Consider the following 26,654-nt stretch of genomic DNA (forward strand, 5'->3'; position numbering starts at 1 on the left):
CGGGTGGCGGCACACGAGAGAAATCGACATGAAGCCTCTTCTCCAGCTTCTCGAGCGACCGCTTCTTTTTGTCGCGGGCTTCTCGTTCTTCGTGAACCTGCTGCTGCTCGCACCCGCGCTCTTCATGCTGCAGGTCTTCGACCGCGTGCTGACGAGCCAGAGCCAGGAGACGCTGCTGGTGCTGTTGCTCGGCGTCGGCGTGGCGCTCGGCCTGATGCTGGCGCTGGACTACCTGCGCAGCCGGTTGCAGGGCGTCGCGGGCAACCTGATCGCCGATCAGCTGTCTCCGGTGGTGGCCAAGGTCATGCTGGCCCGCACGGCGCGCCGCGCCGTGCGCGCGCCCTGCGAAGGCTTGCGCGACGTCGCGGCGCTGCGCAACCTGTTTTCTTCCCAGGGGCTGCTGGCCCTGTTCGATGTGCCATGGACATTCGTCTATGTCGCGGTCATCTGGCTGGCGCATCCGATGCTGGGCATGGCCGCGGCCGCCGCGTCGGTGCTGATGCTCGTCCTTGCCATGGTGAACGACCGCATCACGCGCCGCGATATCGAAGCCCTGCAGAAGGAAGCCGCCAGGGCCACGCGCTACCTCGAATCGTCGATGCAGAACGCAGAGCTGGCGCAGTCGCTCGGAATGGGAGAGGCGGTGATCGGGCGCTGGCGAGACCTCAACGCCGGCGTCGCCGCGCTGCAGGGGCCGACCGCGCGCAAGTCGGTGGCGATGGCTGCGCTCACGCGCACCACGCGCCAGGCGGTGCAGGTCCTGCTGCAGGCACTGGGCGCCTACCTCGTCATCACGGGCGAAGGCACGCCGGGCATCCTGGTGGCCTGCACCATCCTGCTCGGCCGGGCGCTGGCGCCGGTCGAACAGGTGGTGGGGAGTTGGCGCGTGCTGGCCGAGGGGCGCCTTGCCTTCGCGCGCCTGTCCGAAGTGCTGGGCGCCGCCGAGCGCCAGCCGCAACGCATGGCGCTGCCGGCGCCGAGCGGCCGGCTGCACGCGGAGGGCCTCGTGTTCCGGCCTCCGCAGGGCGAGCGGATGATTCTTGCCGGCGTCTCGCTGAGCCTGGAGCCTGGCGAGTCGCTGGCCATCACCGGCCCCAGCGGTGCCGGCAAGTCGACCCTGGTGCGCCTGCTGACCGGCCTGTGGAGGCCTCATGCAGGTGTCGTGCGGCTGGACGACGTCGACCTCGCGCAATGGCCGCGCGAAGAACTCGGCCCCTGGCTCGGCTATGTGCCGCAGGATGTCGAGCTGTTCGCCGGCACGGTTGCCGACAACATCGCGCGGCTGGGCGAGGTCGATCCGGACAAGGTCGTGCAAGCGGCGCAGCGTGCCGGCGTGCATGCGCTGATCCTGACACTGCCCGAGGGCTACGACACCGTCGTCGACAACATGGGCGTGATGCTGTCGCCGGGCCAGCGCCAGCGCATCGCGCTGGCACGCGCGCTCTATGGCAACCCGAAGCTGCTGGTGCTGGACGAGCCCAACTCCAACCTGGACGGGGCGGGCGAACTGGCGCTGGGCGAGGCCTTGAGGGCGCTGCGCGGGCAGGTCACGGTGGTCGTCGTCACGCACCGCAGCGCGCTGGTGCAGCACATGGACAAGCTGCTGGTGCTGGAGGCCGGTCGCGTCAAGCAGTATGGACCGGTGGAGGAAGTGATGCAGACGATCAAGCGTTCGGGCCAGAACACGGGCGGCGCCCAGGTGGTGATGATGCCGCCGCGCGCTTCGGAGAAGGTGTCATGAGCGCCGCGCCGGGCCGCCCCAAGCAAGCTCGCACCGCAGTGCGCAGCACGGAGGTTGTGCGATGACTCATTCGGCGCATGCGATCGCGGCCAACGACCCTCTGGCGCTCCATGTGCGCGAAGCGCGCCGCCTGGCGCACTGGGGCCTGGCCGTGCTGGTCTGCGGATTGCTGCCGGCCGCTGCGTGGCTGAGCTTCGCGCCGCTGTCGTCCGCCGTGGTGGCGCAGGCCCATGTGAAGGTGGACCTGAACCGGCGCCCGGTGCAGCATGCCGAAGGAGGCATCGTGCGCGAGGTCCTGGTGCGCGACGGCCAGCATGTACGGCAGGGGGAGCCCTTGCTGGTGCTGGGCGACGTCTCGGTCGATGCCGACAGCAACCGGTTGGACCACCGCGTCAAGACCGAGCGCGCCAGCCTCGCGCGGCTCGACGCGGAGCAGACCATGGCGCGCGCGATCGCCTTCCCTCCCGACGTGGTCGAGACCGCGGCGGCCGACCCGCGCCTGGCAGCGCAGCTGGACAAGGAGCGCGCACTGTTCGAGGCGCGGCGCGATGCGCTGGTGGGGCAGGTGCGACTGCTGCGTTCGCAACGCGAGAAGGTGGCCGAGGAAATCGTCGCGCTGCGCGCCCAGATCCTGCAGGCGAGCGAGTCGATGAAGTTCCAGAAGGGGGACCTGGAGAACCACCGCAAGCTGCTCAAGGACGGCTTCGTCTCGGCCGGGCGCATCGCGCAGCTCGACGGCACCGTGGCCGACTACGGCGTGAAGCTCGAGGAGCGGCGCGCGGAGCTGGCGCGCGCCGAGCAGCGCACGCTCGATGCCGATCTGCGCATCCGTTCCCTGGAGAGCGACTACCGCCAGCAGGCGAGCGACCAGCTCAAGGTCACGGCGGCCCGGCTGGCCGAGATCGAGCAGGAGCGGCGCAAGTCGGCCGACGCCTCGGCGCGCCAGGTGATCACGGCGCCGGCCAGCGGCGAGATCATCGATCTGAAGTATTCGACGCCCGGCGCAGTGATCCCGCCTCGCGAGACCATCGCCGACGTCGTGCCGGACGACAGCCGTCTGGTGACCGATGCGCGCGTGCGTCCCGAGGACATCGGCCGGATCCAGCGCGGGCAGCCGGCCGACATCCGCTTCACGGCGTTCAAGTACCGCACCACGCAACTGGTGCACGGCAAGGTGATCTATGTGTCGGGCGACCGCCTGATCGACCGTGCGACCAACGCTCCCTACTACTCGGTGCTGGTCGAGGCCGACATGGCTTCGCTCGCGACGGCGGGAGACCTGACGTTGCTCGCCGGCATGCCCGCCGAGATCTACCTGCAGGGGGAAGAGCGCACCGCGCTCCAGTACCTGGTGGAGCCGATCACCCAGGTGCTGCGCCGCGCCGCGCGCGAGCGTTGATGCGCCGCGCGACTGCTCAGCCGGGCTTGCCGTCCACCCGGGCGCGGGTCAGCACGGGCCAGTAGCGCACGGCAAACAGGCCGAAGCCCAGGCTGTTAGCGCCAGTGCAATCGTGATCAGCGAGGGATGCCGATAACCGGTTCGAAACGGCCCCGCAAGGCGCTTCGAACAAGCCAGCAGCACGCCAGCGTGGATAGCCTGTGCGGCTCCACGCTGCGTGGGCTTAACCAGACCGTAACAATGCCCAACCCTTCAAGCTGTTGATTTCATTGGTTGTGTGCATCAGCTAGATAAGTCCGGGGAATACCGCTTGATGCTCGAGGAAAACCTGGATGACTACATCGGACACTTCGCCAAGTACATGCAGCCGAAGGCGTGAGCAATCCGGCCGCAGACGGGCCGACTGTAGCCTGTCGGTTACCAGGAGCTTCGGGCCCAAAGCGGTCTTTTCGCCCGCACTAGCCTGGACGCTCAGCTTCGGACGAACGGCATCGGCCAATAGGTCAAGCCTTCCTTGCCGTACGCGCGCAAGTATGGATCTGCATGCTCTGACAAGTGCTCAAGGACTTGGCGAGATTCCAGTGTTCCGATGCGTGCGAGCGCATACGCGCACTTTCGTTGAAACTCATGGAGGTTTCCCCATTGCCCCCTTCCACGATATATGAGGGAGGTTCCTCAGCGGCTTTGGCAATCGCAGGGATAGCAGCAGAGTTTCCGAATATCCCAAGATCGAGAACGATGTCCTCATGACGCTCGTGGCCGTCGAGAGTCAATAGCTCGATCAGAAGGGTCACACGTGATCCATCATCCTCCGGCAAGGAATCCAGTTCCGCCTCAAGTGAAGCGACATCTTTGGAGTTACTCATACGCCCACCTCAATGTCTGGTTGTGGCCGACTGTAGCCGGTCGACTACCAGGAGCTTCGGGCCCCTTGCGGTCATACGGTTCGTTCGAAAGCGGACGTTGGACTCGACCGCCTACGCAGCGCTTGGCACCCAAGAACTTTTCCTCGCGACAAAGATACGCGCCGGCAGGATGATTCGAGAGCTCGCATAGCAGTTCTTGGTCAGCATCGCTCACGCCACTTGGCCAGGGCACGAAAGCGCAGAGCGGCCTCGCCTGTCTGGGTAGTCGGCGAGACGACTGAACGCGCCACTGAAGGAATACGAGAGAAAAATCACGTTTGCGCCAATCGTCTACGCAGCGCCAGATGTGACCTTCAAGGCATTGAATATCATCAGCGCGCTGAAAGGCGACGGCGGTCTTTAGAAGAAGCAAGAAATAGCACCTCCTGGAGGGGGAACACTCATGATCTCATCGCTTGGCCAAAGGCTGGCCGTCCTCGCTTTGTCCCTATCTTTGGGTGCTTGCGCCACCTACGACCGCGCGAAGCCCGCGCCTGCCCTTGCAGGGCCCATCGCCGTCAATGTGAAGAGTGAGCAGCTCTCGGGAATGAGCGATCTGCCGATAGGTGCCTACAAAATCCCTGAGAGCGACGTCGTCGTCACCGGGCACCAACGTGGTCAGGCTGGGGCGGCCATGTTCGGCTTGATAGGCATTGCCATTGCGCATGCGGCCAACAGCAATGGTTCGGCGGCTGGTGTGAACAGCACCGAGCAGATCCTTCGGATGAAGCTTGCGGACCAGACGCGCATTGCGATCGTGAATGAGATCGCGCGACAGTCGTTAGGCGACAAGTTCGTGACTGGAACTGGGGTTGCTCAACTGGATGTGACGAGCGCTCTCTTGCTGTCCTATGTGAACGACACCGAGAGCAGGCCTTTCGCTGTACTGAAGGTCGCCCTGACTGGAGCAGACAAGCGCCCGCTTTGGGAAACGCGCTATTTCGCATCGACCGGGGAGGTCAGGACCTTGGAAGGCTTAAACGGCTGGACCGCCAATGGTGGCGAACCGCTCAAAGCCGCGTTCGCCACAAGCCTGCAGCGTGCCGTAAAGGTTTTGCTGAACGACGTGGCCCGACCGTACGCCCGCGACGACAAGGAGATGATGATCGTGGAAGGTGGTTTTCCATATCTCCGCCAACGCCTTCAAATGAAGGGCTATCGCCTCACCGAGGACGATAAGTACATCGCATTTGTTCCAAAGATCGGCGATGTCATGGTGCTTGCCGGTGTCAACGTTCTCGACAAATCGGCAACAGTCTACAGACCCGCCAAGCCAGACGACGTGGTGTTCAAAGTACTGCCTGATTCGCCAATCGCAGACTCGAAGCGGGCTATTTCCTCGGCACCCGCCGAGAATCGGCAGAGGTGAATAGGGATGGCCGCCTCTCTAAGGACATCCATTAATCCGCTATGTCTGAAGCGGACGTTCAACCTCAGGCCACCCTCACACCCATGCGAATCTATCTCAGCAGCGATGCAGAACCAGCGGTAACAGGTATCACGTCGCAGCTCGGGGCGACAGCCGCTCAGGTTGGAGAATTCCTTGCTGGCAGGCGCGAGAAGCACTTCCACAGAAAAATCAAACATGCCAGCCAGTGATGCCCATGATCATCAAACTTGCCGCTAGTGTGATTTCATTCTTTCTCGTCGGATGTGCACCGATAAGGATGTATGAAGGACCGGCATTGCCGGATTCCGCTGTTGCTCGCCTTTATTCCCATGCTGGGGCCTCTTCGATCGGGATTCGGTATGTGGACGATCGACATATAGATGTCAGCAGCAACAAGCAAGCTATCTACGTCTTGCCGGGACAAAAAAAGCTGACACTCGTTCATTTCGATACGAGGGCATTTTTCTCGGGCACAACGCCGAGCGTAGGCGTGACTTGGAATCTCTATGAGATTTCGCTAGATATGAAGGCAGGACATACCTACTTGCCCTGGCCAACAGGAGGCAGGGGTACATCGCCGCAGCAGGCGTGCGTTCTTGAATTCACACAGCAGTACTTTGACGCGAACCTGCTCGACAAGGTTACGCGCGGCGCTTCGTTGGCGCTTGAGAATCCCTCTGGAGCGCGTTGCGGCGCGCGCATCGATGCTAAGGCATATATCAAGGCCCACGGACTTCCGTGAGTTCGCAGCTAGCAGCGGGCATATGGAATGAGCACCGGTGCATTCCCGTTGCAGCCCTCGATCTGCTCGACGAGCTTGCATTCACCGTCAAACCTCGAAACCAGCACGCGCAGATCGGACGGATCGACTACAAGCTTGGTGTTCAGGGCTCCAAGTGCGTGGAAGACGGCCGCGGCAGACCGCGGAGGCGCGACCTGCTGCTGAAGACCAGCGCGTGCGGACCCAAGCCTGGCGGTCCGGGCGCGCTCCGCGCCAGACTGCAGTGCTCAGCCTGATCACGTTCGATCCGCTAACGCACGCCGGCAATCAGGCCCGCGGCCAACTGCCGCGCGGTTCGCGCGCTGGCGCCCTTGCCGGTAATCGCCAGCGCCGGGCGGTTGGCCAGCATCCGCCCGAAGACCGCCCGCACTTCTTCCGCGCGGATGTCGTCGATCATGGCAATCGCTTCGGCCATCGGCGTCACGGTTCCGCTGGCGAAGAGCTCTTCGACGGCCTGCTCCATCGTTGCGTAGGTCCGCTCTCCGGCGCGCACACGGGACACGGTCAGCTGGTTCTTCGCCCGCTCCAAGTGCACCGGATCGATGGTCGTGGCCTGTGCGCGCAGCAGGCCGCCCGTCGCCGTCACCAGTGCGTCGAGCTTGTCCGGGGTGGTGACCGCATGCACCACGAAGTTGGCCCAGACGTCCCCGCTGTCCATCGTGGAATGGGCCGTGTAGGCCAGGCCGAGCTGCTCTCGGACTGTGTCGACCAGAGGCGCCGACATCCCGCCTCCAAACAGGTTGGCCGCCAGCGAAGCCACAAGTCTCCAGCGCTGCTGCGACATCTCATCCTGCCGCGCGGGCGCCAGCGGGTAGGCGATGTTCAGGAACACCTGCGACACCTGCGTGAAGCGCCGGGCCATGGCATGACCGACGTACTTCGCGGGCGCCGGCGGTAGCGACACGGGTAGGTCTGCCGACGGGGGCATCGCTGCAAAGAGTTCCCCGGCGAGCGCTACCCAGGCATCGACGTCGAAGTTCCCGGCCGCAGCAACGACGGTCTTTTCCGCGACATAGTGGGACTGAACGTGGCGGACCAGGTCGGGCCGGGTAAAGCCTTCAATGTTCCCGACGGTGCCGATCACCGGCATGCCCATCGGGTCGTCGCCCCAGATAGCGCGGTCGAGCAATTCGCTGGAGCAATCCTGCGGATCCTCCTCGTACTCGATAGCCTCCTGGCGAATCACTTCCAGCTCGCGCTGCAATTCGTTGTCAGGAAATGTGCTGTTCAAGACGATGTCGGCCGTCATGCGCAGCAGATGCTGCGCGTGTCGGCCCAGGCCAGTCATGAAGTAGCCGGTGGTGTCCTTGCCAGTGAACGCGTTGACATCCGCGCCTAACCGCTCCGCATCCAGGTTGATGGCCTGCACGGAGCGGGTGGTGGTCCCCTTGAACGCCATGTGCTCCAGGACATGGCCGATGCCGTTCGTGACCGGCGTCTCGTCGCGGGAGCCGACGCGCAGGAACACGCCCACACTCGCGCTCTGCACATGGGGCATGGGAATGGCGAGCAGCCTCACCCCGTTCGCAAGCGTGTGAAGGGCGATGGTGGCGCGCTTCGGCGGCAGCCGGACCATGGCTCAGCGGCCTTCAGGCTGCTGCAGCCTGACGCCGATGCCGTAGAGCGCGAGCAGGCCCAGCACGTGCCCGATGGCCACGCCGGGCTCACCCGCTTCGATGCGGCCGATGGTTTGGACATGCACGCCCAGACGCGCGGCCGCGGCGGCCTGGCCCTCCCCGGCCGCCGTTCGGGCCAGCCTTGCCGCTGCCCCAAATTCCCGTATTGAATGCAAGGCGTCGCCGCTGATATCTGCCGAGATGCGCTTGCCTTGGGTCATGGGTACATTGTCGCTGCGCCGGCGGCCTGCTCGGTGCTGTGGTCCGGCGGCGGCTAATGGCCGAGGCCATGTGAAAACGCCATCGAGCCAACAATTCAAGGTAGTTGATCCCTTGGCACATTCATTGCGGCTGCCATGTCCGCGTGCCCGACCCGTTCCTGCGCCGTGCGGACGGGGCCCTCACGCATCCAACAGATAGGCCTGTACTGTCGCGCCGACTCGTCGCACGATTTCGGGCCGTTTGAGCCATGGGCCTGGTCGCCTTCTCGCTGATCGGCGGTGACATCGCGCTCGGCCTGGGCTACGCCCTGCGCCGTGACTTCTCGGTTGAAACGCTCATTGCGGGAGATCGATTCCTCGCCGCTCGCGCATCGCGCGGCCGATTCGCTCAAGCGCATCGAGCTCCCGGTGCTCGGCCGCGAGGCCTTGCGTCATCTCACGCAGGCACACCGGATCCGAGCCCGCCATCGACTCGATGAGCGCAGGGAAGAGATCCTTCTCCTCGTCTGCATGATGATGCTTCGCCGACGTATCGAAATAGCGCATCACATTGGCGGCTGCGGTACGTGCCTCCTCGTCTGCGCCGTGATTGGCCAGGTGCGTAACGAGGCGCCGCAATGTCGCGCACTGTTGCTCGATGCGAAAGTGGCACGCGGAGAGCATTTCCAGCGGCACCTCGAATCCGGCGGTCGGTGGCGAATGCCCTGGAATGCCGCTGCTCATGTGCCTACCTTCTCTGGAAGTAGTCGGTCGTGCTCTCTCTTGACCACCGCATAGCACTCGCAGGTGCGCTTCTCCAGTCCCTCGCGATCCAGCACCGAGATGCGGCCGCGCGCATACCGGATCAACCCGGCTTTCTGCAGTTTGAGGGCAGCCTCGGTCACGCCCTCGCGGCGCACGCCGAGCATGTTGGCGATCAGCTCCTGTGTCATCACGAGCTCGTTGCCTTGCAGGCGATCCAGGCTCAGCAGCAGCCAGCGGCATAGCTGCTGGTCCAGCGAATGGTGCCGATTGCACGCCGCCGTCTGCGCCATCTGGGTGATCAGTGCCTGGGTGTAGCGCAACATCAGGTGCAGCACCGGGCCGGCCCGATTGAACTCGTCCTTCATCACCTGGGCCGGGAGCCGGAAGCCCTCCCCTGCGCTTTGCACCACCGCCCGGCTGGGCGTCGATTCCCCGCCCATGAAGAGCGCAATGCCGATGATGCCTTCGTTGCCGACCATAGCGAGCTCGGCCGAGGCGCCGTTCTCCGTCACATAGAGCAGCGAGACGATGGCGGTGGTCGGAAAGTAAACGTGGCTCAGCGTGCTGCCCGGCTCGTAGAGCACCTGCCCCCGTGGCAGGTCCACCCACTCGAGTTGTGGCTGCCAACGCTGCCACTCGGCATCCGGCAGCACCGCGAGCAGCTGGTTTTTCCTGGGGTCGGGCGAACCGGTTGTCACTGAACTCAGCTCGAAGTGACTTGGCGGAGCATCTCGTCGGATAGCCGAAGCCCGACCATCCCAGACAACAGATAGTTGAACGAGCGAAGAATGCAGTTGCCGGCCTTGCAGGTTTCCCGGACGTCCTGTGCTTCCAACAAGGACTTCAGCGCGGCCCGGTCGGGCGCGACGGCACCCCGGTCTTGCAGGCTTCGCATCCAGGGGTGTTCGAGGGCCGCAAGCCCAACGCTTCGACGGAACATCGCGTCAACACCGAACTCTCCAATCGCCGGCCGCAAGGCATGGCAGAGGGCCTCAATCGTGGCCACTATCAGGGTCGCCGCCTCACCCGGCTGCGAAATCTCTCGAAGTTGCCGGGCGAGCGATGCAGCAAGTCTGCCGTCCTCGACCGCCGCAAAGGTCACCGTCATGGCCCCGAGCTGCAGTGGGTGTTCGTAGCCATTGCGGCTGTCTTTCTTGCCGGCGGGCGGGTTTGCCGAGTGGGTGTCCACACGCGTTGCCTTTGGCCAGGGCATGGCGCGCCCTGCTCTTCGCCAACGTCTAGACCCGCCTTGGGGCAGCGCCTTCCCGGATGTCTCTGACTCTGCGTCGGGCTGCACCAGGCCGAGCAGACTCCCCCGGAAATTTTCGTCGCGCACGACCCCGGCGCTGTTCAGCATCAAACTGGCGGTGGCACAAAATCGGAACAACGCGTTGACTTCCGTCGACTCGTCGAACACCGCGTCTGCGCCCAGGGACAAGCACCGCGCCCGCATTCGATGCGTCACCTGGCTGCCCACCACCAGCACAAACTGGTCATGATGTTTCCGGACCGACTTCACGACGCCCAAACCGGTACCGGATCGCAAGACGAGGTCGACAATCAGCAGGTTCCAGCCGCGCCCGAGGGATTCAACAAGCGTTGTGGCTTCAACTTCACTCTCCGCCGATCCGACAATCCGAAAGTTGAGCCAGTCACTGAGCATCAGCCGCAGCGGCTCGCTACTTCGCGAGGGGTGCCGAGCGAGGATGACTGGAAGCCCGTTTTGCATTCCGTCTCTATTCGGTTGTCAGCTCGCCTGCCGCGTGGCACCGGGCAGAGTGGCGCTCGCGCAAGGGTGGTTCAACCGTATGCGCGCAGGCCCATGCGCAGAGGGCACTGGCAGATTCATTTTTGTCCATGGATTCCTCATGGCACCTTTTGTATCAGCCGACGGCCAATGAGACAACATGGAACCTCCTCAAAAGCGCCGGTGCAGCATTTGCGCTCGAAATCAAGCCGCCGTTGTCCTACACGTCGCGAGGCCGCGCTGGACACCGCTACGCGGGTCGAGCCCGAATCGCTGCCGTAAACGTTGTGCCCCGTTGGTCGCTTGAGTCCACCTCCACCGTACCGCCGTGGGCCTTGGCAATTTCCATGATGATGAAAAGGCCGAGCCCTACGCTTCTGCCTGTAGCCGCTGCCGCGCCGCGAACCATGGGTTGAAACAGGGAGGCCATCAATTCAGGGGGAATGGCCGGTCCCCAGTTGTGAACGGAAATTTCGATTCGCTCGTCGAGCACCGTCGTTGTCACCATGACATCCCTGCTCGCATCGCCATAGGCCGCAGCGTTTGCCACCAGGTTGCCAACGAGTTGCGCCAACCGATCGGGATCTACGCTGCACCTGCCGTCGCCGCGGGTCTCATGGCGCAACGTTCGATCGGGGAACGACAGCGCGAGTTCGGCCACGCTCTGGGCCACAACTTCGTGAAGATCGACTTGGCGTGGGTTGATCGCAATGCCTTTTCCAACGCGAGCGACCGTGAAGTCCAGCAGGTCGGAAACCAGTCGATGCGCCCGGTCCACCGATTGCGCCATCCGCGACAGCACGCGTGCCTGGTTGTCCGTCGGTGCGTGCCGGAACAGCAACTGGATACCGGTGTTCACCGCCGACAGCGGATTGCGCAGATCGTGGCTCACGATGCCGATCATCTGCTCGGCGAAAAGCGCTCGATCCCTCGTTTCGGCCTGGAGACGCTCCACTTCCGCGACCTGCGCCTCTAGCTTCTTGCGCGCCAGCACCAGTTCCTCTTCGTACTTGTCCCTGTCACGCGCGACGAACGCGGCCACTTCATCCGTCAGCGCCGGACCCTGCCCATGCCGCACGACGTTCAGCACCATCGGCACCGCGCTGCCATCCCGATGCCTGACGTCGAGCTTGAGCTCTGAGATCGATCCCTGCATCTCCAGCAGCGGTGCCCAGTGGGTCTGATGGAAGATGCGTGCGCCCATGGTCAGCAGATCCTGCAGCCGCCTCTTGCCGATCAGTTCCTCCTTGGCGTAGCCCAACCATAGGCAAAACGGCTTGTTCACGCGAAGGAAGACACCTTTCGCATCGGTCTGCATCAGCCCGCAGGGCGCCCCATCCAGGAGTTCTTCGCGGTCGGGATCCAGCGTAGACACCGAACGACCTACAGCCCGTGTTGCGACAGGAAGGCATCGATCGCGTCGCTGCTCGCGCCGGGCCGGCTCAGGTGCGGGCAATGCCCGACGTTCTCAATGATCCTGAGCATGCTGTTCGGCATCACCCTGTGCATGTATTGGCCAACCTCGACGGGCGCGATCAGGTCGTCGTCACACTGGAGAATGAGCGAGGGCGTCTGCAGATTCGCAATCGCGGGCCGAAGGTCAGACAGGAAGGTCACCCGCGCGAAATGCTTGGCAATCTCGGGGTCGGTGCGGCAGAAGCTGTTGGTCAGCTCGACGCCGAGCTCGGGTTGCTCGGGAGCCCCCATGATGGCCGGCGCAAAGGTGCTCGACCAGCCGAGGTAGTTGCTTTCGAGGGTGTTCAGCAGCGAGTCGATGTCGGCGCGTTCGAACCCGCCAATGTAGTCGCCATCGTTGATGTAGCACGGCGACGGCCCCACCATGGCGTGTGCCGCGAAGAGTCCTGGATGCGCCCGATCCGCGAGAACGCCGATCATTGCGCTCACTGAATGTCCGACGAACACGGCGGGGCCTTCCCGATACGCCTGCACGATTTCGGCGACGTCCTCGGCATGGCCACTGAGCGTCGCGTACTTGTCTCGGTCGAAGGCCGACAGATCCGAACCGCCACTGCCGACGAGATCGAAGACCACCGTCTTGTAGCGCTTGCGGTATTCGGGTTCGAGCAGACGCCACATGTTCTGGTCGCACCCGAATCCGTGCGCAAAGAAAAGGGTCGCAGGGCCACTTCCGGCCACATGGATCTTGTTACGTTGCTGCAAGTTCATGGGTTGTTTTCTCGAACCGAGTGGCTTGGCAAAGCCTCGGGCCATGAGGGCGTCTTTGCTGTGAAGTTGAGGAAGGCTGCGGAAGGGCGGGCGACCTTCGGCACGGATCGCTGATGGGCCGCAATTGTGAAAGCGGAGAGCCTGGGCTTCGTTGCCGCAGCTCTCGCACTTCCATTGTGACGCGTGATGCATCGAAGGGCGCAAGTTCTACAACTCGCCCGGGGAGATATCTGCCCTTACGATCACTTTGAGCAAGTCCTCGAGGTCGACCGGCTTGGCCAAGTGATGATCGAATCCCGCAGCCAGCGCGCGCTTGCGGTCCTCCGGACTCTCGTAACCGGTAAGCGCGATCAATAGCGGTGACGAATCGCCCGCAGTGCAACTCCGGCGCAGACGCTTGGCGACCTCGTAGCCATTCATGTCGGGCAGACCGATGTCGCACACCACGATCTGGGACCGCTGGCGAGCGAAGGCGACCAGAGCGCTCGCGCCGTCCTGGGCCACCTCGACCTCGTAGCCCGACATCTCCAGCAGCATGGACAGCATCACGCCCGCGTCGACGTTGTCGTCCACGAGCAGGATGCGGGCTGGAACAAAGGCAGGCCTTGGCGTTGGCTGAAGGGCCGGCTCTTCAACCTTTGCCACGCGGGGCAGAACCACCGTGAACTCGCTGCCAGCACCGAGCCCGTCGCTGCGCGCCTTGACCGTTCCCCCATGCAGCTCGACCATGCTGCGCACCACCGTGAGCCCGATGCCCAGGCCACCCTGACTGCGGCTCAGAGAGCGCTCTTCCTGGGCAAACAGGTTGAAGATATGAGGCAGCGATTCCGCCGAAATTCCGCTCCCGTTGTCGGTCACGCGAATCACTACCTCGTCTGCCTCCCGCCTTGCGATCAAGGCGATGTCGCCGCCCTCCGGCGTGTACTTGGCGGCGTTGTGAAGCAGATTGCCAATGATCTGCGCCAACCGCGTCAGGTCCCCGTTTACAAAGAGGGGGCTGGCGGGCATGTCGAGCGTGAGATGCTGGCGCTGTGAATCGATGAGCCCGTGATACATCTCGACGGCCTGGTCGACGAACTCGCTGACCTTGACCGTTCGCCGCTGCAGAGTGACCTTGCCGCTCGTCACGCGAGACGCATCGAGCAAGTCGTCCAGCAGCCGCGCCATGTGTTCGACCTGACGGCGTACCACTTCACGGATGGTCGTCAAACGGGGGTCGGCCGTGTCGATCCGCTCCATCAGGTTCACGGCACTTCGAATCGGCGCCAACGGGTTGCGCAGTTCATGGGCCAACATGGCGAGGAATTCATCCTGCAGGTGCTTCGCCTTTTGCGCCGCCTCCTCCAGTCTCTCGGCGGCAAGCGTCGCCATGACCAGGTGTGCGTTCGCCTCCCTCAGATCCCCGCTGCCGGCCTCGACGGTCGACCGCGTCAGCTCCCATAGGCGCAAGGCCTCTTCACGGCGTGCCACCTCGCGCTCGCGCTGCGCAAGAGCCTGCTCTCGCGGGCTCATGCTCCCATCGGTCCCCTTGGGGCCAGATGGAGAGTCGGTGGATTCGGCAGCCATGGCGAACCGTGCATGACTTCAAGACGGCCGCGGATGGCCGGTCAACAAGGCAGTCATGCCGGGCGTCGGCGGGCCGATCACGATGCCGGCATCCGTGACTTCGTAGAAGCGAAGCTCATGGCTATGGTCGCTGTTGCGCATCTTGACCACGGCCATGACGCGCTTGAGTTGACCTTCGAGTTCGACGTAGCGCTGAACGATGATCGCATCGGTGAGGAACGCCGCACCGTACGGGCTGAAGCGCAGGTCGGTGTAGCGGTCTTCCAACTCTGAAATCATCAGGACGGCCGCACCCATGCCTGTCAGCACCGCAATCATGCGGTACAGCGACTCCCGAAAATCCTCCCGGAAGCTTGGTGCCAATGCCAGCTCGAACCCCGAAATGGAGTCGATGACGACTCTCGTCGCGCCGGTGCGCTCGATCAACTCCGTCAATGCGTGAAGCGTCTCGTCAATGGACAGGTCCAGCGAGCGCGTATCGATCATGCCGACCTCGCCGCTGGCGATCAGTTCGTCCAGTTGCATCTTGTGCGATCGCGCCGGGATTTTTTCGAAGGCCGCGATGACCCCCTTCTCCCCCGCTCGCGCGCCCTCCGCCAGGAAAGCCGCGGCAAGCTGTGACTTGCCCGAACCGGAGGGGCCCGCGACGAGCAACGAATAGCCCGCCGGCAGTCCGCCTCCCATCATTTCATCGAGCAGCGGCACGCCCATCGAGAGACGTGAAGGCGCGCTGCCATGCCCGCTGGATATGTTGCTTTCAGGCGGCATCGGGCTCGCAGCAATCCTGCGCGGGAAAATCTGCAGGCCATCGTCGCTGATGCGAAAGGTGTGCAGGCCGGGGATGGTGGCGTGGCCGCGCATCTTCGTGATCTGGATCTTGCGCACGACCGAGTTGCGCTCGACGGATTGCGCCATCCAGATGATGCCGTCTGCGACCGTGAAAATCGGATTGGCCTCGCTTTCGAGCGCGACGTATTCCCCGATCAGAAAGGTCGTTGCCTCCCAGGTGGTCAGGAGCATGCCGAGGCGCTGCACGAACTTCTGCAGATCCATCTCGATCCTGCCCGCCGTCTTTGCCGACTGGATGACGGAGCGAAACGAGTCGACCATGACCAGGGAGGGCCCGAAGCGTTCGACCTCCTCCACGATCCGCTTCAAGACGCGGTCGTAGTCACCTGCGACGATTTCATCGGCCAGGTTGATGAAACGGATGGAGTCGTTGACCTTGGCGGGATCGAAGAAGCTGTACTGCTGCTGGTAGCGCAGCATTTTGAGGGGAGGCTCGCCCAGCACTGTGAAGAAGATGGCGCGCCGGTCGGGGTTCGCGAGTGCGAACATGATCTGGTGCGCGAGGGTCGTTTTGCCGGATCCAGGCGCGCCAGCGATCAGGTTGAACGAATATTCCGCCAGTCCGCCCTGGAGCAACGCGTCCAGTCCCGGCACGCCGGTGGGCAGTCGTCGGATGACAACCTTCTTGGTCATTTAGAGATTCTCCTGGGAGGACTGGTCCGCAGCTTGCGTGCCCCAAGCCGAATTCAACATGCGAAGGGTCAGCGGTTCGCCGATAAGGGAAATGAGGTGATCGACCAAGACGGAAATGAGGGTCTCCCCTGCTAACAGGCATTCAGCGGACGTGCGCGCCGCGAGGTCGTTGCGCAAAGCCTGAAGCAGCGTGTCTGACTGGCCGGCGACGGGCGGCGCCGTCCATTCGATCGTTGTGCGCGTGCGATGTACCGCATGCGCGACCAATGCAGTTGAGGCCTGCGCCCCGACGACCGAGGCAAGTTCGCCGTGAAGAAGACGCAAGACGGCGATGGTGGCATCCGCAGTTTGGCCAGGGTCGGAAGCGTCGCCCCGGCGCTGCAAAAGCGCCTGCCTGATGATGTCTTCGCGCATGGCCCTCCGGCTCGGGTGTGGACATGCATTCTCGGGCATTTCGGGCCGGTGCTTTTTGGGCGCCATCCCGCCGCTTCGGCACACGTTGCCGATGCCTTCAAGGCCGCTGGGTGGAGGGATCTCTTGAAAATCGAGCCGCCCGGAACTATCTTTTCGCCGTTCTCACCCGGTCAACGAGAAAGGAGATCCCCATGGCCATGGAACTGCTGGGCAAGCTCTCGGCATCGCGCTTGCCTGTCACGCTGCGCGCCGCCGGACTGGTCATCTCCCTCCGGCATTCGACCGACGCTCCCGCTTATCCCCTGGGACGACCATCATGAAGACACAGTCATCCGAACAGCGAACCCAGCGCATCCGCTACCGCGGCGTTTCCATCGACCTCCGGGTCGAGGAGGTGGGCGGTCGAATCTTCGCGCACGCCGACCTCTTCGCCAAGAAGGAATTCCGTGGGCGACTCTCGATTGGGCGAAGGCGCGGCGCGGCGGGCGAGGCCTTGAGGACGCTCGAGGGGCTGGCGAAAGCCAGGGTTGACCTTTGGGCCATCGAAGCATCCGCACGGGCCGCCGGGGCGCGCCGTCTGCAGGCAGACATGGCGACCAAGCCGAAGTAGCGCCCGATTGCGACGTCAGCCCGACCCGAGCCGCGGGCGCCCGCCTGCGACAACTTCGCCGATCAACCGAAGGAGCGTATCGGGGTCGAGTGGCTTGACGAGGTGTCGGTCAAAGCCGGCTTCCGAAGCCATCCGCACGTCCTCCGGCTGGCCCCAGCCTGTGACTGCGCAGATCCAGATGCGCCGGCCAGTTCGGTCTGCGCGGATCGCCCGGCATGCTTCGTAGCCGTTCAGCTTGGGCATGCCGATGTCCAGCAGGATCAGCTCGGGGTCGAACTCTCGCGCCCCCGAAACGGCAGCCTCGCCGTCGAACACACACCGCACGCAGTGGCCCATCGCACGCAGCAGTTCGGTCAGCGCCTCGGCGGCATCCTGGTTGTCGTCCGCCACCAGCACGCGCAGCGCGGGCAAGGGTGCCTCCCCGCTAGCGGCGCCCTGGCCTGAAAAGTCGGCAGCGCCTGCGGGAGGTGCATCCACCAAGGGCAACGACACGACGAATTCACTGCCGCGCCCCGTCCCCTCGCTGCGCGCCACGATCGTGCCGCCGTGCAGTTCCACCAGCCGCCGGGTCAGTGAAAGACCGATGCCAAGCCCGCCGCGGGAACGGGACAAGGCAGTCTCCACCTGCGAAAACATCTCGAAGATGCTTTCCAGCCGATCGGCCGCGATGCCGATGCCGCTGTCACGCAACGTCACTTCCACGTGCTGCCCACGCGGCAGAACGCTGATGGCGATCTGCCCACCGCTGTCCGTGTACTTCGATGCATTGTGGAGAAGGTTCATGAACGCCTGGGCGAGCCGCGTGGCGTCTCCTTCGAGCGTCACCTCCTGGTCGGGGAGCGTGACTTGCAACTCGTGCTTGCACTCGTCGATCACAGGCCGCGCGGCATCGATCGCGTCCCGGAGCACCGAGGCGAGGAGGATGCGCTCGCGATGGAGCTGGATCTTGCCTTGGTTGATGCGGCTCACGTCCATGAGGTCATCGATCAACCGGCTCATGGCCTTGACCTGCCGCCCGATCAGATCGGACGCGCGCACGACCTCGGGGTCCGCCGGCCCCTTCAATCCCAAAAGCCGCACCGCGTAGCCAATTGGCGCCAGCGGGTTGCGCAATTCGTGTGCAAGTGTCGCCAGGAACTCGTCCTTGCGACGATCCGCACTGCGCAACTGCGCTTCGCTCGCCTCAAGCGCCTCGGTGCGGTCCAGCACCCGGCGTTCCAGCGTGTCGTTCAGTTCGCGCAGGCGCTCTTCGACGGTGCGACGCTCCGCAATTTCCCCAACGAGCGCACGATTGGCTTCCTCCAACGCACGGCCCTTGCGGTACAGCTCGGCGAAGACGGACACCTTGGAGCGCAACACGTTGACATTGACGGGCTTGTGGAGGTAGTCGACGGCGCCGCTGCCATAGCCCTCCACGACACTGCGCTCGTCGTTGAAATAGGCCGTCAGGAAAATGATCGGGATGCTTGCCGTCTTCTTGCGCTGCTTGACGAGCTGGGCCAGCTCGAAGCCACTCATGTCGGGCATGCTCACGTCGAGCACCAGAACCGCAAACTCGTGGGTCATCAGCGCCATGAGGGCCTGCTCCCCCGAGTTGGCATGGACGAGCCGATAGCCCGAGTCGTCCAGCACGGTTTCTAGAACCGTCAGGTTGTTGGGCTCATCGTCCACGATCAGGACGTTGACCGGTTCGGCCAGCGCGCGTGTCACGCCATGATCCGCGCGGTCGGTCGCGGGTAGGCCGGCCTCCGGGGTCGTAGCCCTCCCGTTGTCCGCCATCAGCGGGCCGCGCGGGGAAAGGGGATCGAAGGACGCGGACATTGAAGGCTCCGTCTCATCGGAACAGCCAAACGCGCATCAGCGACAGCAGCTGATCGGTGTTGACGGGCTTGGCAATGTAGTCGCTCGCGCCTGCGTCCAGGCACTTCTCCCTGTCGCCCTTCATTGCCTTGGCGGTGAGGGCCAGGATGGGAAGGATGCGAAACCTCGGATCCCGGCGAATTTCGCGCAACGTCGCGTAGCCGTCCATGTCCGGCATCATGATGTCCATCAGGATCATCGCGATATCACCGCTGCGGTTCAGGATCTCGATGGCTTGCCGACCGGTGGTCGCGCTGGTCACTTCCACGTCATGGTTCTCGAGCACGGAGGTAAGGGCAAAGATGTTGCGCGCGTCGTCGTCGACGATGAGCACCTTGTGCCCCCGCAGGACTTCCGTGGAGTTGTGCAGGCGTTCGAGCAGCGCCTGCTTTTCCGGGGGCAGCTGCGTGACCACGCGATGCAGGAACAGCGCCGTCTCGTCCAGCAGACGCTCGGGCGACTGCACGTCCTTCAGCACGATGCGCCTGGACATCGTGTGCAGCCGATCCTGCTCCTCGCGGTTCAACTCTTTGCCGGTAAACACGACGACGGGGGTACCGGCGAGTTCCGGCTCGGCCTGCAGTTGCTCCAGCAGTTCGAAGCCGGTCATGTCCGGGAGACGCAAATCCAGCACCACGCAGTCGAACGGCTGGCGGCGCATCTGGGCCAGTGCCGCAACGCCGGTCGAAGCTCCCACCATCTCGATGTCGCTGTCGCCCAGGAGCGTCATGACGGCTTCGCGTTCGATGTCGTCGTCCTCCACCACCAGCAGCCGCTTGGTGCGCGGGACCAGGAACGCCTTGAGGCGGTCGAACGACTGTTCCAGATGGGTGGTGGTGGGCTCCTTGACGATGTAGGCAAACGCGCCATGGGCCAGGCCGTGCTGTCGCTCTTCCTCCTGCGTGATGATCTGAACCGGGATGTGGCGCAATGCGGGATCCATCTTGAGCTGATTCAGCACGGTCCATCCCAGCATGTCCGGCAGGAAAATATCCAGGCAGATGGCGGCGGGACGGTACTGACGGGCCAGCGCGAGCCCGGACGCGCCCTTGGTCGCAACAATCCCCTTGAAGCCCTTGTCCCGCGCCATCCCGAGCAGGATGCGCGCGTAGTGCGGGTCGTCCTCGACGATGAGCAAGACGCAATCGCCCGCTGCCACCGCGTCGCGGTCGTCCGCAATGCGTTCTTCGCGCAGCACCTGCAACGCAGCAAGCGCCCTGCCCGGTTCACCGACCGCGGCATCAGGCCGGTGCACAACAGTCGTCGCATCCGACCCCGCGTAGTGCAACGGAAGGAAGAGCGTGAAGACGCTGCCCTGGCCGAACACACTCGTGAGCTTGATTTCACCGCCGAGCAGCACGGCGAGCTCGCGGCTGATGGCAAGCCCCAGGCCGGTGCCGCCGTACTTGCGGGAGGTGCCCGCGTCGGCCTGCTGGAACGCCTCGAAGATGAGCCGCTGCTTTTCGGGGGCCACGCCGATGCCCGTGTCTTCCACGGCGAACGCGACCACGTGCTGTGCCTGGCGCAGCACCGGATGATCCGGGCTCCACCCCGTCCTGGCGAGTCCCACCCGCACCTCGACCTGGCCTTGGGCCGTGAACTTCACCGCGTTGGACAGAAGGTTCTTGAGGATTTGCTGGAGGCGTTTCGAATCGCTGTCCATCGAGCGCGGCAGATCCTTCTCGAACCGGATGTGGAATGGAAGGCTCTTCGCCTCCGCCACATGGCGGAAGTTCCTGTCGATGTTGTCGCGCAGCGCGGCAAAGCTGATCTCCTCCACATCCACGGTGACCGTTCCCGACTCGATCTTGGAGAGATCCAGGATGTCGTTGATCAGGTGCAGCAAGTCGGTTCCGGAGGAATTGATGTTGCGGGAGAACTCCACCTGCTTGCTCGAGAGAGTGCCGGATGCGTTTTCGGCGAGCTGCTGGCTCAGGATGAGGATGGAGTTGAGCGGGGTGCGCAACTCGTGCGACATGTTGGCCAGGAATTCGGACTTGTACTTCGAGGTCAGCGCCAGCTCGGAAGCCTTCTCTTCCAGTGCGCCGCGCGCCTGCTCGACCTCTGCGTTCTTGCGTTCGACCTCCGCGTTCTGCTCGGCGAGCAGGCGCGCCTTGGTGCCGAGTTCCTCGTTGGTCTGCTGCAGCTCGCTCTGGCGCGACTGCAGCTCGACCGTCAGCTGCTGGGACTGGGTGAGCAACCCCTCCGTGCGCATCGTCGCCTCGATGGTGTTGAAAACGGCCCCGATGTTGAGTGCCAACTGGTCCAGGAAGTTGAGGTTCACCACCGTGAAGGGGTGCAGCGACGCCAGCTCGATGACCGCCTTGGTGTGATTCTCGAAGAGCACGGGCAGCACCACCACATTCAGCTGGCGTGCTTCGCCGAGGCTGGAGCCGATGCCGACAAAATCAGGCGGGACATTCGTGAGCAGAATGCGCTTTTGCTCGACCGCGCACTGCCCCACCAGTCCTTCGCCCAGGCCGATCGTCTCCGCCAGGCGAACCTTGCCAGTGTGTGCATAGCTCGACAGCTGTGACAGGCGGCCCCCGCTGCGATCTTCGACACTGCTGTGGTACACCGTTCCCTGGTGGGCGTGCACGAGCGGCGCAAGCTCCGACAGCAGCATTTTGCCGACCGTGCTGAGTTCTCTCTGCCCTTGCAACATGCCAGTGAAGCGGGCGAGATTGGTCTTGAGCCAATCCTGCTCCCGGTTGCGCTCCGTGGTCTCGCGCAGGTTGGAGATCATCGTGTTGATGTTGTCCTTGAGCTCGGACACTTCGCCTTTGGCATCGACCTGGATCGAGCGCGTGAGGTCGCCCTTGGTCACGGCCGTGGCCACCTCGGCAATGGCGCGCACCTGCGTGGTCAGGTTGGCCGCCAGCAGGTTGACGTTGCCGGTGAGATCCTTCCATGTGCCGGCGGCGCCGGGCACGTTGGCCTGCCCCCCGAGTCTGCCGTCGACCCCCACTTCGCGCGCGACGTTGGTCACCTGATCCGCGAAGGTGGCCAGCGTGTCGGTCATTCCGTTGATCGTGTCCGCAAGTGCCGCCACTTCGCCCTTGGCCTGCACGGTGAGGCGCTGGGTGAGGTTGCCGTCCGCCACGGCGGTCACCACCTTGACGATACCGCGCACCTGTTCGGTGAGGTTCGACGCCATGAAGTTGACGTTGTCGGTGAGATCCTTCCACGTGCCGCCCACACCGCTCACCTGGGCCTGCCCGCCCAGCTTTCCCTCCGTACCCACTTCGCGCGCCACGCGCGTCACTTCTCCGGCAAAGGAGTTCAGCTGGTCGACCATCGTGTTGATGGTGTTCTTCAACTCGAGGATTTCGCCTTTCACATCCACGGTGATCTTGCGGTTCAGGTCGCCGCGCGCCACGGCGGTCGTCACTTCCGCAATGTTGCGAACCTGGGAGGTGAGGTTGGCGCCCATGGTGTTGACCGAGTCTGTCAGATCCTTCCAGGTACCGGCCACGCCGGGTACCACGGCCTGCACGCCCAGGCGCCCTTCCGTGCCGACCTCGCGCGCGACCCGCGTCACCTCGGACGCAAACGAGCGCAGCTGCTCGACCATCGTGTTGATGGTTTCCTTGAGCTGCAGAATCTCGCCTCGCACGTCCACGGTGATCTTCTTGGACAGGTCGCCACTGGCCACCGCGATCGTTACCTCTGCGATGTTGCGCACCTGCCCGGTCAGATTCGAGGCCATCGAATTCACGTTGTCCGTGAGATCCTTCCAGGTGCCCGCCACGCCGGGCACGGCCGCCTGGCCTCCGAGCTTGCCTTCCGTCCCGACCTCGCGCGCCACCCGGGTCACTTCGGCCGCGAAGGCTGACAGCTGATCCACCATGGTGTTGATGGTTTCCTTCAGCTGCAGGATCTCGCCCTTCACATCGACGGTGATCTTGCGTCCGAGGTCGCCACGCGCGATGGCCGTGGCCACATCGGCGATGTTGCGAACCTGGCCTGTCAGGTTGTTCGCCATGGAGTTGACGTTGTCGGTCAAATCCTTCCACGTGCCGGCCACGCCCGGCACCTGAGCCTGCCCGCCGAGCTTGCCGTCGGTTCCGACCTCTCGCGCCACGCGGCTGACCTCCGCGGCAAAGGAGCGCAACTGGTCGACCATCGTGTTGATGGTCTCTTTCAGCTCCAGTATCTCGCCGCGCACGTCCACGGTGATCTTCTTGGACAGGTCTCCGTTCGCAACGGCGATCGTGACCTCGGCAATGTTGCGCACCTGCCCGGTCAGGTTGGACGCCATGGAATTGACGTTGTCTGTCAGGTCCTTCCAGGTGCCGGCGACGCCTTCCACCGCGGCCTGCCCGCCGAGCTTGCCGTCGGTACCCACTTCGCGCGCGACCCGGCTGACTTCGCCCGCAAACGCGTTGAGCTGATCCACCATCGTGTTCATGGTCTGCTTGAGTTGCAGAATCTCGCCCTCGACTTCCACGGTGATCTTGCGCGAGAGATCCCCCTGGGCGATCGCGGTCGCGACGTCCGCGATGTTGCGCACCTGTCCGGTCAGGTTCGACGCCATGAAGTTGACGTTGTCGGTCAGATCCTTCCACGTACCGGCCACACCGGGCACCTGCGCCTGGCCACCGAGCTTGCCCTCGGTGCCGACTTCGCGCGCCACGCGCGTCACCTCCGAGGCAAAGCCGTTGAGCTGATCCACCATCGTGTTGATGGTGTTCTTGAGCTCGAGAATCTCGCCCTTGACCTCCACGGTGATCTTGCGCGACAGGTCGCCGCGCGCAACGGCGGTGGTCACGTCCGCGATGTTGCGAACCTGCCCCGTGAGGTTGTTCGCCATCGAATTGACGTTGTCGGTCAGATCCTTCCAGGTGCCCGCCACACCGCGGACCTGTGCCTGCCCTCCGAGTTTTCCGTCGGTGCCTACTTCCCGTGCGACGCGGGTCACCTCCGATGCGAAGCCGTTGAGTTGATCCACCATGGTGTTGAGCGTGTTCTTCAGCTCGAGGATCTCGCCCTTCACGTCGACCGTGATCTTCTTGGACAGGTCACCATTTGCAACGGCAGTGGCCACGTCGGCGATGTTGCGCACCTGCGCGGTCAGATTGGAGGCCATGGAGTTGACGTTGTCGGTCAGGTCCTTCCAGGTGCCTGCGACGCCGAGCACCTGCGCCTGGCCACCCAGCGCGCCTTCGGTGCCGACTTCCCGCGCCACCCGGCTGACCTCGCCCGCGAAGCCGTTGAGCTGGTCCACCATCGTGTTGATCGTGTTCTTCAGCTCGAGGATCTCGCCGCGCACGTCGGCCGTGATCTTCTTGGACAGGTCCCCGCGTGCAACCGCGGTCGTCACCTCCGCGATGTTGCGCACCTGGCCGGTCAGATTGGAGGCCATGAAGTTGACGCTGTCCGTGAGGTCTTTCCAGGTTCCGGCGACGCCCGGCACTGCTGCCTGGCCCCCGAGCTTTCCTTCGGTGCCGACCTCGCGTGCGACACGCGTGACCTCAGAGGCGAACCCGTTGAGCTGGTCGACCATCGTGTTGATCGTGTTCTTGAGCTCGAGGATTTCGCCTTTGACGTCGACCGTGATGGTTTTGGACAGGTCGCCATTGGCCACCGCTGTCGTCACCTCCGCGATGTTGCGCACCTGACCGGTCAGGTTCGACGCCATGAAGTTGACGTTGTCGGTGAGGTCTTTCCAGGTGCCGGCGACGCCCGGAACCTGCGCCTGGCCACCGAGCTTGCCTTCGGTGCCGACTTCGCGCGCGACGCGCGTCACCTCGGATGCGAATCCGTTCAGCTGATCCACCATGGTGTTGATGGTCTCTTTCAACGCCAGGATCTCGCCTTTCACTTCGACCGTGATCTTCGAAGACAGGTCTCCCTTGGCGATCGCTGTGGCGACGCCCGCGATGTTGCGCACCTGCCCGGTCAGGTTGGACGCCATGGAGTTGACCGAGTCCGTCAGATCCTTCCAGGTGCCCGCAATGCCGGGCACCTGGGCCTGGCCGCCCAGCTTGCCCTCGGTTCCCACTTCGCGCGCGACGCGCGTCACCTCCGAGGAAAAGCCGTTGAGCTGGTCGACCATGGTGTTGATCGTTTCCTTCAACTCGAGGATTTCGCCTTTCACGTCCACCGTGATCTTTCGGCTCAGATCCCCCCGCGCAACGGCCGTGGTCACGGTGGCGATGTTGCGCACCTGCGACGTGAGGTTGTTGGCCATCGAGTTGACCGAGTCGGTCAGATCCTTCCAGGTGCCCGCGACGCCCGGCACCACCGCCTGTCCGCCCAGCCGACCGTCGGTGCCCACCTCCCGCGCCACGCGCGTGACCTCGGAAGCGAAGGATCGCAACTGGTCGACCATCGTGTTGGTGGCTTCTTTCAGCTGAAGGATCTCGCCGCGCACATCGACCGTGATCTTCTTGGACAGATCGCCATTCGCCACGGCGATCGTGACGTCGGCAATGTTGCGCACCTGTGCGGTCAGGTTCCCCGCCATCTGGTTGACCGAATCGGTCAGATCCTTCCAGACCCCGGACATGCCCTTGACCTGCGCCTGGCCGCCCAGCTTGCCTTCGATGCCAACTTCGCGGGCCACGCGCGTGACCTCCGAGGTGAACACCGCCAGCTGCTCGATCATCGTGTTGACCAGTCGTGCCGAGCGATGGAACTCGCCCTTGAGCGCGCGCCCGTCGACCTGCAGCTCCATCGATTGCCCGAGGTCGCCCTTGGCCACCGCGCCGATGGTGCGCGCGATATCCGTCGTCGGTCGCACAAGATCGTCGATGAGCCTGTTGAGGGCATCGGACTGCGCTGCCCATGCGCCCTGCGCCCCCGGCGCCGACATGCGCTGGGCCAGCCTGCCCTCTTTGCCGACCGTGACGCTCAGACGCCCGAACTCGGTCGTCAGGCGTTGCGCCTGCCCAATGGTTTGGTTGAACGTCTCGGCGATGCGACCGTCCGTCCCGGCCCATTCAAGCGGCAAGCGTGCCCGGAAATCCCCGGCGGAGAAGGCCTGAAGTGCCGAGAGAATCTGTCGAGAGCGGGCTTCCGCCTGATCCTGCAGGAGCGGGTCGGCCGGCTTCGCCGACCGGGTTTTTGCGGGACGCGGGGAGGCCGTCAGCTGTGGAGCCTCCGACGAGGGGGTCTGATGATTCATGAGTTCTCTCGGGGCAGCATGCTCGCCTGGCAGGCGGGCGGGCGGTCTTGACGGTTCTTCGGATGCACCGCCCCACGGAAGTTTCGGGCAGCTTTAAGAACTCCGATGTAGGAGGCCACTGACACGGTCAAGACGGCAGTTCGCGGCGGCTCTCAAGGGAGCCTGCACGGTGGGCAAACAAAGTTCGCTTGTTGCGAGCAAGCCAAGGACGCCACCACATAGCGCTTTTTTCTTACACGACGCGTGATGCTCGATTCGGACAATTCGCAAATGTGAAGTTCTCACATTACGGGGCAGAACAGGTCAATGACTGCTGAGCTTTCCAATCTTCAGTGGGGCTTGCGCTTCTTCGCTAGCGAGTGCGGGAGCTCGCTCACCGCGGAGGTCACCTACAAAAAGAAAGTGGTGTGTCGTCTCTCCCATCTGGCGGGGAACATGACACCGGAGGAGGTTCGTGAAGTTCTGCTGAGCAAGGCGCTGGTGTGGATTGCGGACTACCAGAGGCGCGATCATTCCGGCGATACCGTTGTCGGCGACTTGATGGACTAGATGATGCCCTCCACCGAAAACGGGCTGCGGCCAAGCAATGGCGCTCCAATCTCGTTGCGCCCGAGGCCAGATACGGCGCGCAAGAGGGCGGCGGCATTTCGGCTTCGTGTCGACCGCGCCGAGGACGGCACCTACCACTGGGTGATCAGCAAAGTTGTCGGCTTGAAATCCGAGGTCTACCTTGCCACTTCGTGCGAGGCTTACCGAAGTTCGAGGGAAGCGTTGCTGCAAGGTGCCGGGGTACTGGAAGAGGGCATGAACTCCTCCAAATCATTCAAGGCCGAGGACGAGGGTTCGACGCGCCCTTGACACG

Annotated in this window: 22 protein-coding genes; 9 read left to right on the forward strand and 13 right to left on the reverse strand. The window is 63.8% G+C overall.

The features are described 5' to 3' along the window. The first annotated feature begins 28 nt into the window (after window positions 1–28). Window positions 29–1,741: a type I secretion system permease/ATPase gene (locus tag QTI05_RS01335; RefSeq protein ID WP_286622619.1), complete on the forward strand. Its 1,713-nt coding sequence runs from the start codon at window positions 29–31 to the stop codon at window positions 1,739–1,741. A 61-nt stretch (window positions 1,742–1,802) separates the two neighbouring features. Continuing rightward, window positions 1,803–3,140, forward strand: coding sequence for an HlyD family type I secretion periplasmic adaptor subunit (locus QTI05_RS01340; protein WP_286622620.1), 1,338 nt, complete (start codon window positions 1,803–1,805; stop codon window positions 3,138–3,140). Between the two features lie 503 nt (window positions 3,141–3,643). Here the strand turns inward: QTI05_RS01340 and QTI05_RS01345 are convergent. Beyond that, the gene (locus QTI05_RS01345) at window positions 3,644–4,006 is read right to left on the reverse strand and encodes a hypothetical protein (RefSeq protein WP_286622621.1); all 363 of its coding nucleotides are present in this window, start codon (window positions 4,004–4,006) and stop codon (window positions 3,644–3,646) included. 442 nt (window positions 4,007–4,448) lie between these two features. On the opposite strand from QTI05_RS01345, the gene QTI05_RS01350 reads away from it, so the two are divergent. From QTI05_RS01350 to QTI05_RS01360, 3 genes are all read left to right on the forward strand, one after another. Then, a complete protein-coding gene (locus tag QTI05_RS01350) occupies window positions 4,449–5,414 on the forward strand; it encodes a hypothetical protein (RefSeq protein ID WP_286622622.1) in 966 nt (321 codons plus the stop codon). A gap of 83 nt (window positions 5,415–5,497) precedes the next feature. Next, window positions 5,498–5,644: a hypothetical protein gene (locus tag QTI05_RS01355; RefSeq protein ID WP_286657776.1), complete on the forward strand. Its 147-nt coding sequence runs from the start codon at window positions 5,498–5,500 to the stop codon at window positions 5,642–5,644. A 5-nt stretch (window positions 5,645–5,649) separates the two neighbouring features. Then, window positions 5,650–6,177: a hypothetical protein gene (locus QTI05_RS01360; protein ID WP_286622623.1), complete on the forward strand. Its 528-nt coding sequence runs from the start codon at window positions 5,650–5,652 to the stop codon at window positions 6,175–6,177. A gap of 289 nt (window positions 6,178–6,466) precedes the next feature. Here the strand turns inward: QTI05_RS01360 and QTI05_RS01365 are convergent, their stop codons facing one another. The 10 genes from QTI05_RS01365 to QTI05_RS01410 all read right to left on the reverse strand — a co-directional run bounded on the left by QTI05_RS01365 (window position 6,467) and on the right by QTI05_RS01410 (window position 16,193). Next, entirely contained in the window at window positions 6,467–7,792 is a 1,326-nt protein-coding gene (locus QTI05_RS01365) for a M16 family metallopeptidase (RefSeq protein ID WP_286622624.1), read from the reverse strand. A 3-nt stretch (window positions 7,793–7,795) separates the two neighbouring features. Further along, the gene (locus QTI05_RS01370) at window positions 7,796–8,053 is read right to left on the reverse strand and encodes a helix-turn-helix domain-containing protein (protein ID WP_286542518.1); all 258 of its coding nucleotides are present in this window, start codon (window positions 8,051–8,053) and stop codon (window positions 7,796–7,798) included. A 336-nt stretch (window positions 8,054–8,389) separates the two neighbouring features. Next, window positions 8,390–8,776 carry a hemerythrin domain-containing protein gene (locus tag QTI05_RS01375; RefSeq protein ID WP_286542517.1) on the reverse strand — a complete coding sequence of 129 codons (387 nt, stop codon included), beginning with the start codon at window positions 8,774–8,776 and terminating at the stop codon, window positions 8,390–8,392. Then, window positions 8,773–9,495 carry a Crp/Fnr family transcriptional regulator gene (locus QTI05_RS01380; RefSeq protein ID WP_286622625.1) on the reverse strand — a complete coding sequence of 241 codons (723 nt, stop codon included), beginning with the start codon at window positions 9,493–9,495 and terminating at the stop codon, window positions 8,773–8,775. Before QTI05_RS01380 ends, QTI05_RS01375 begins: the two co-directional genes overlap by 4 nt. 5 nt (window positions 9,496–9,500) lie before the next feature. Next, window positions 9,501–10,526 carry a response regulator gene (locus QTI05_RS01385; protein WP_286622626.1) on the reverse strand — a complete coding sequence of 342 codons (1,026 nt, stop codon included), beginning with the start codon at window positions 10,524–10,526 and terminating at the stop codon, window positions 9,501–9,503. 268 nt (window positions 10,527–10,794) lie between these two features. After that, the gene (locus tag QTI05_RS01390) at window positions 10,795–11,919 is read right to left on the reverse strand and encodes a PAS domain-containing sensor histidine kinase (RefSeq protein ID WP_286622627.1); all 1,125 of its coding nucleotides are present in this window, start codon (window positions 11,917–11,919) and stop codon (window positions 10,795–10,797) included. Between the two features lie 8 nt (window positions 11,920–11,927). Further along, window positions 11,928–12,731: an alpha/beta fold hydrolase gene (locus QTI05_RS01395; RefSeq protein ID WP_286542511.1), complete on the reverse strand. Its 804-nt coding sequence runs from the start codon at window positions 12,729–12,731 to the stop codon at window positions 11,928–11,930. Between the two features lie 207 nt (window positions 12,732–12,938). Next, the gene (locus QTI05_RS01400) at window positions 12,939–14,243 is read right to left on the reverse strand and encodes a hybrid sensor histidine kinase/response regulator (RefSeq protein ID WP_286622628.1); all 1,305 of its coding nucleotides are present in this window, start codon (window positions 14,241–14,243) and stop codon (window positions 12,939–12,941) included. 72 nt (window positions 14,244–14,315) lie between these two features. Next, window positions 14,316–15,779: an ATPase domain-containing protein gene (locus QTI05_RS01405; RefSeq protein ID WP_286622629.1), complete on the reverse strand. Its 1,464-nt coding sequence runs from the start codon at window positions 15,777–15,779 to the stop codon at window positions 14,316–14,318. After that, entirely contained in the window at window positions 15,780–16,193 is a 414-nt protein-coding gene (locus QTI05_RS01410; RefSeq protein ID WP_286622630.1) for a hypothetical protein, read from the reverse strand. Window positions 16,194–16,384: 191 nt separating this feature from the next. Between QTI05_RS01410 and QTI05_RS01415 the strand changes: the two genes are divergently transcribed. Together QTI05_RS01415 and QTI05_RS01420 are read left to right on the forward strand one after the other, a co-directional pair. Then, a complete protein-coding gene (locus tag QTI05_RS01415; RefSeq protein ID WP_286622631.1) occupies window positions 16,385–16,513 on the forward strand; it encodes a hypothetical protein in 129 nt (42 codons plus the stop codon). Further along, window positions 16,510–16,803, forward strand: coding sequence for a hypothetical protein (locus QTI05_RS01420; RefSeq protein ID WP_286622632.1), 294 nt, complete (start codon window positions 16,510–16,512; stop codon window positions 16,801–16,803). Before QTI05_RS01415 ends, QTI05_RS01420 begins: the two co-directional genes overlap by 4 nt. Before the next feature lie 15 nt (window positions 16,804–16,818). Here QTI05_RS01420 and QTI05_RS01425 read toward each other — a convergent pair whose 3' ends face one another. Together QTI05_RS01425 and QTI05_RS01430 are read right to left on the reverse strand one after the other, a co-directional pair. Then, on the reverse strand, window positions 16,819–18,624 hold the full coding sequence (locus tag QTI05_RS01425) for a response regulator (RefSeq protein ID WP_286622633.1): 1,806 nt from the start codon (window positions 18,622–18,624) through the stop codon (window positions 16,819–16,821). Window positions 18,625–18,637: 13 nt separating this feature from the next. Further along, on the reverse strand, window positions 18,638–25,792 hold the full coding sequence (locus tag QTI05_RS01430; RefSeq protein ID WP_286622634.1) for a HAMP domain-containing protein: 7,155 nt from the start codon (window positions 25,790–25,792) through the stop codon (window positions 18,638–18,640). Between the two features lie 306 nt (window positions 25,793–26,098). Here QTI05_RS01430 and QTI05_RS01435 point away from each other — a divergent pair, with 306 nt between their 5' ends. Both QTI05_RS01435 and QTI05_RS01440 read left to right on the forward strand, forming a co-directional pair. Then, a complete protein-coding gene (locus QTI05_RS01435) occupies window positions 26,099–26,341 on the forward strand; it encodes a hypothetical protein (protein WP_286542501.1) in 243 nt (80 codons plus the stop codon). Further along, on the forward strand, window positions 26,342–26,650 hold the full coding sequence (locus QTI05_RS01440) for a hypothetical protein (protein WP_286542499.1): 309 nt from the start codon (window positions 26,342–26,344) through the stop codon (window positions 26,648–26,650). Window positions 26,651–26,654 lie beyond the last annotated feature (4 nt).

The organism is Variovorax fucosicus, assembly GCF_030316825.1.
GTDB classification, from domain to species: Bacteria; Pseudomonadota; Gammaproteobacteria; order Burkholderiales; family Burkholderiaceae_C; genus Variovorax; species Variovorax fucosicus.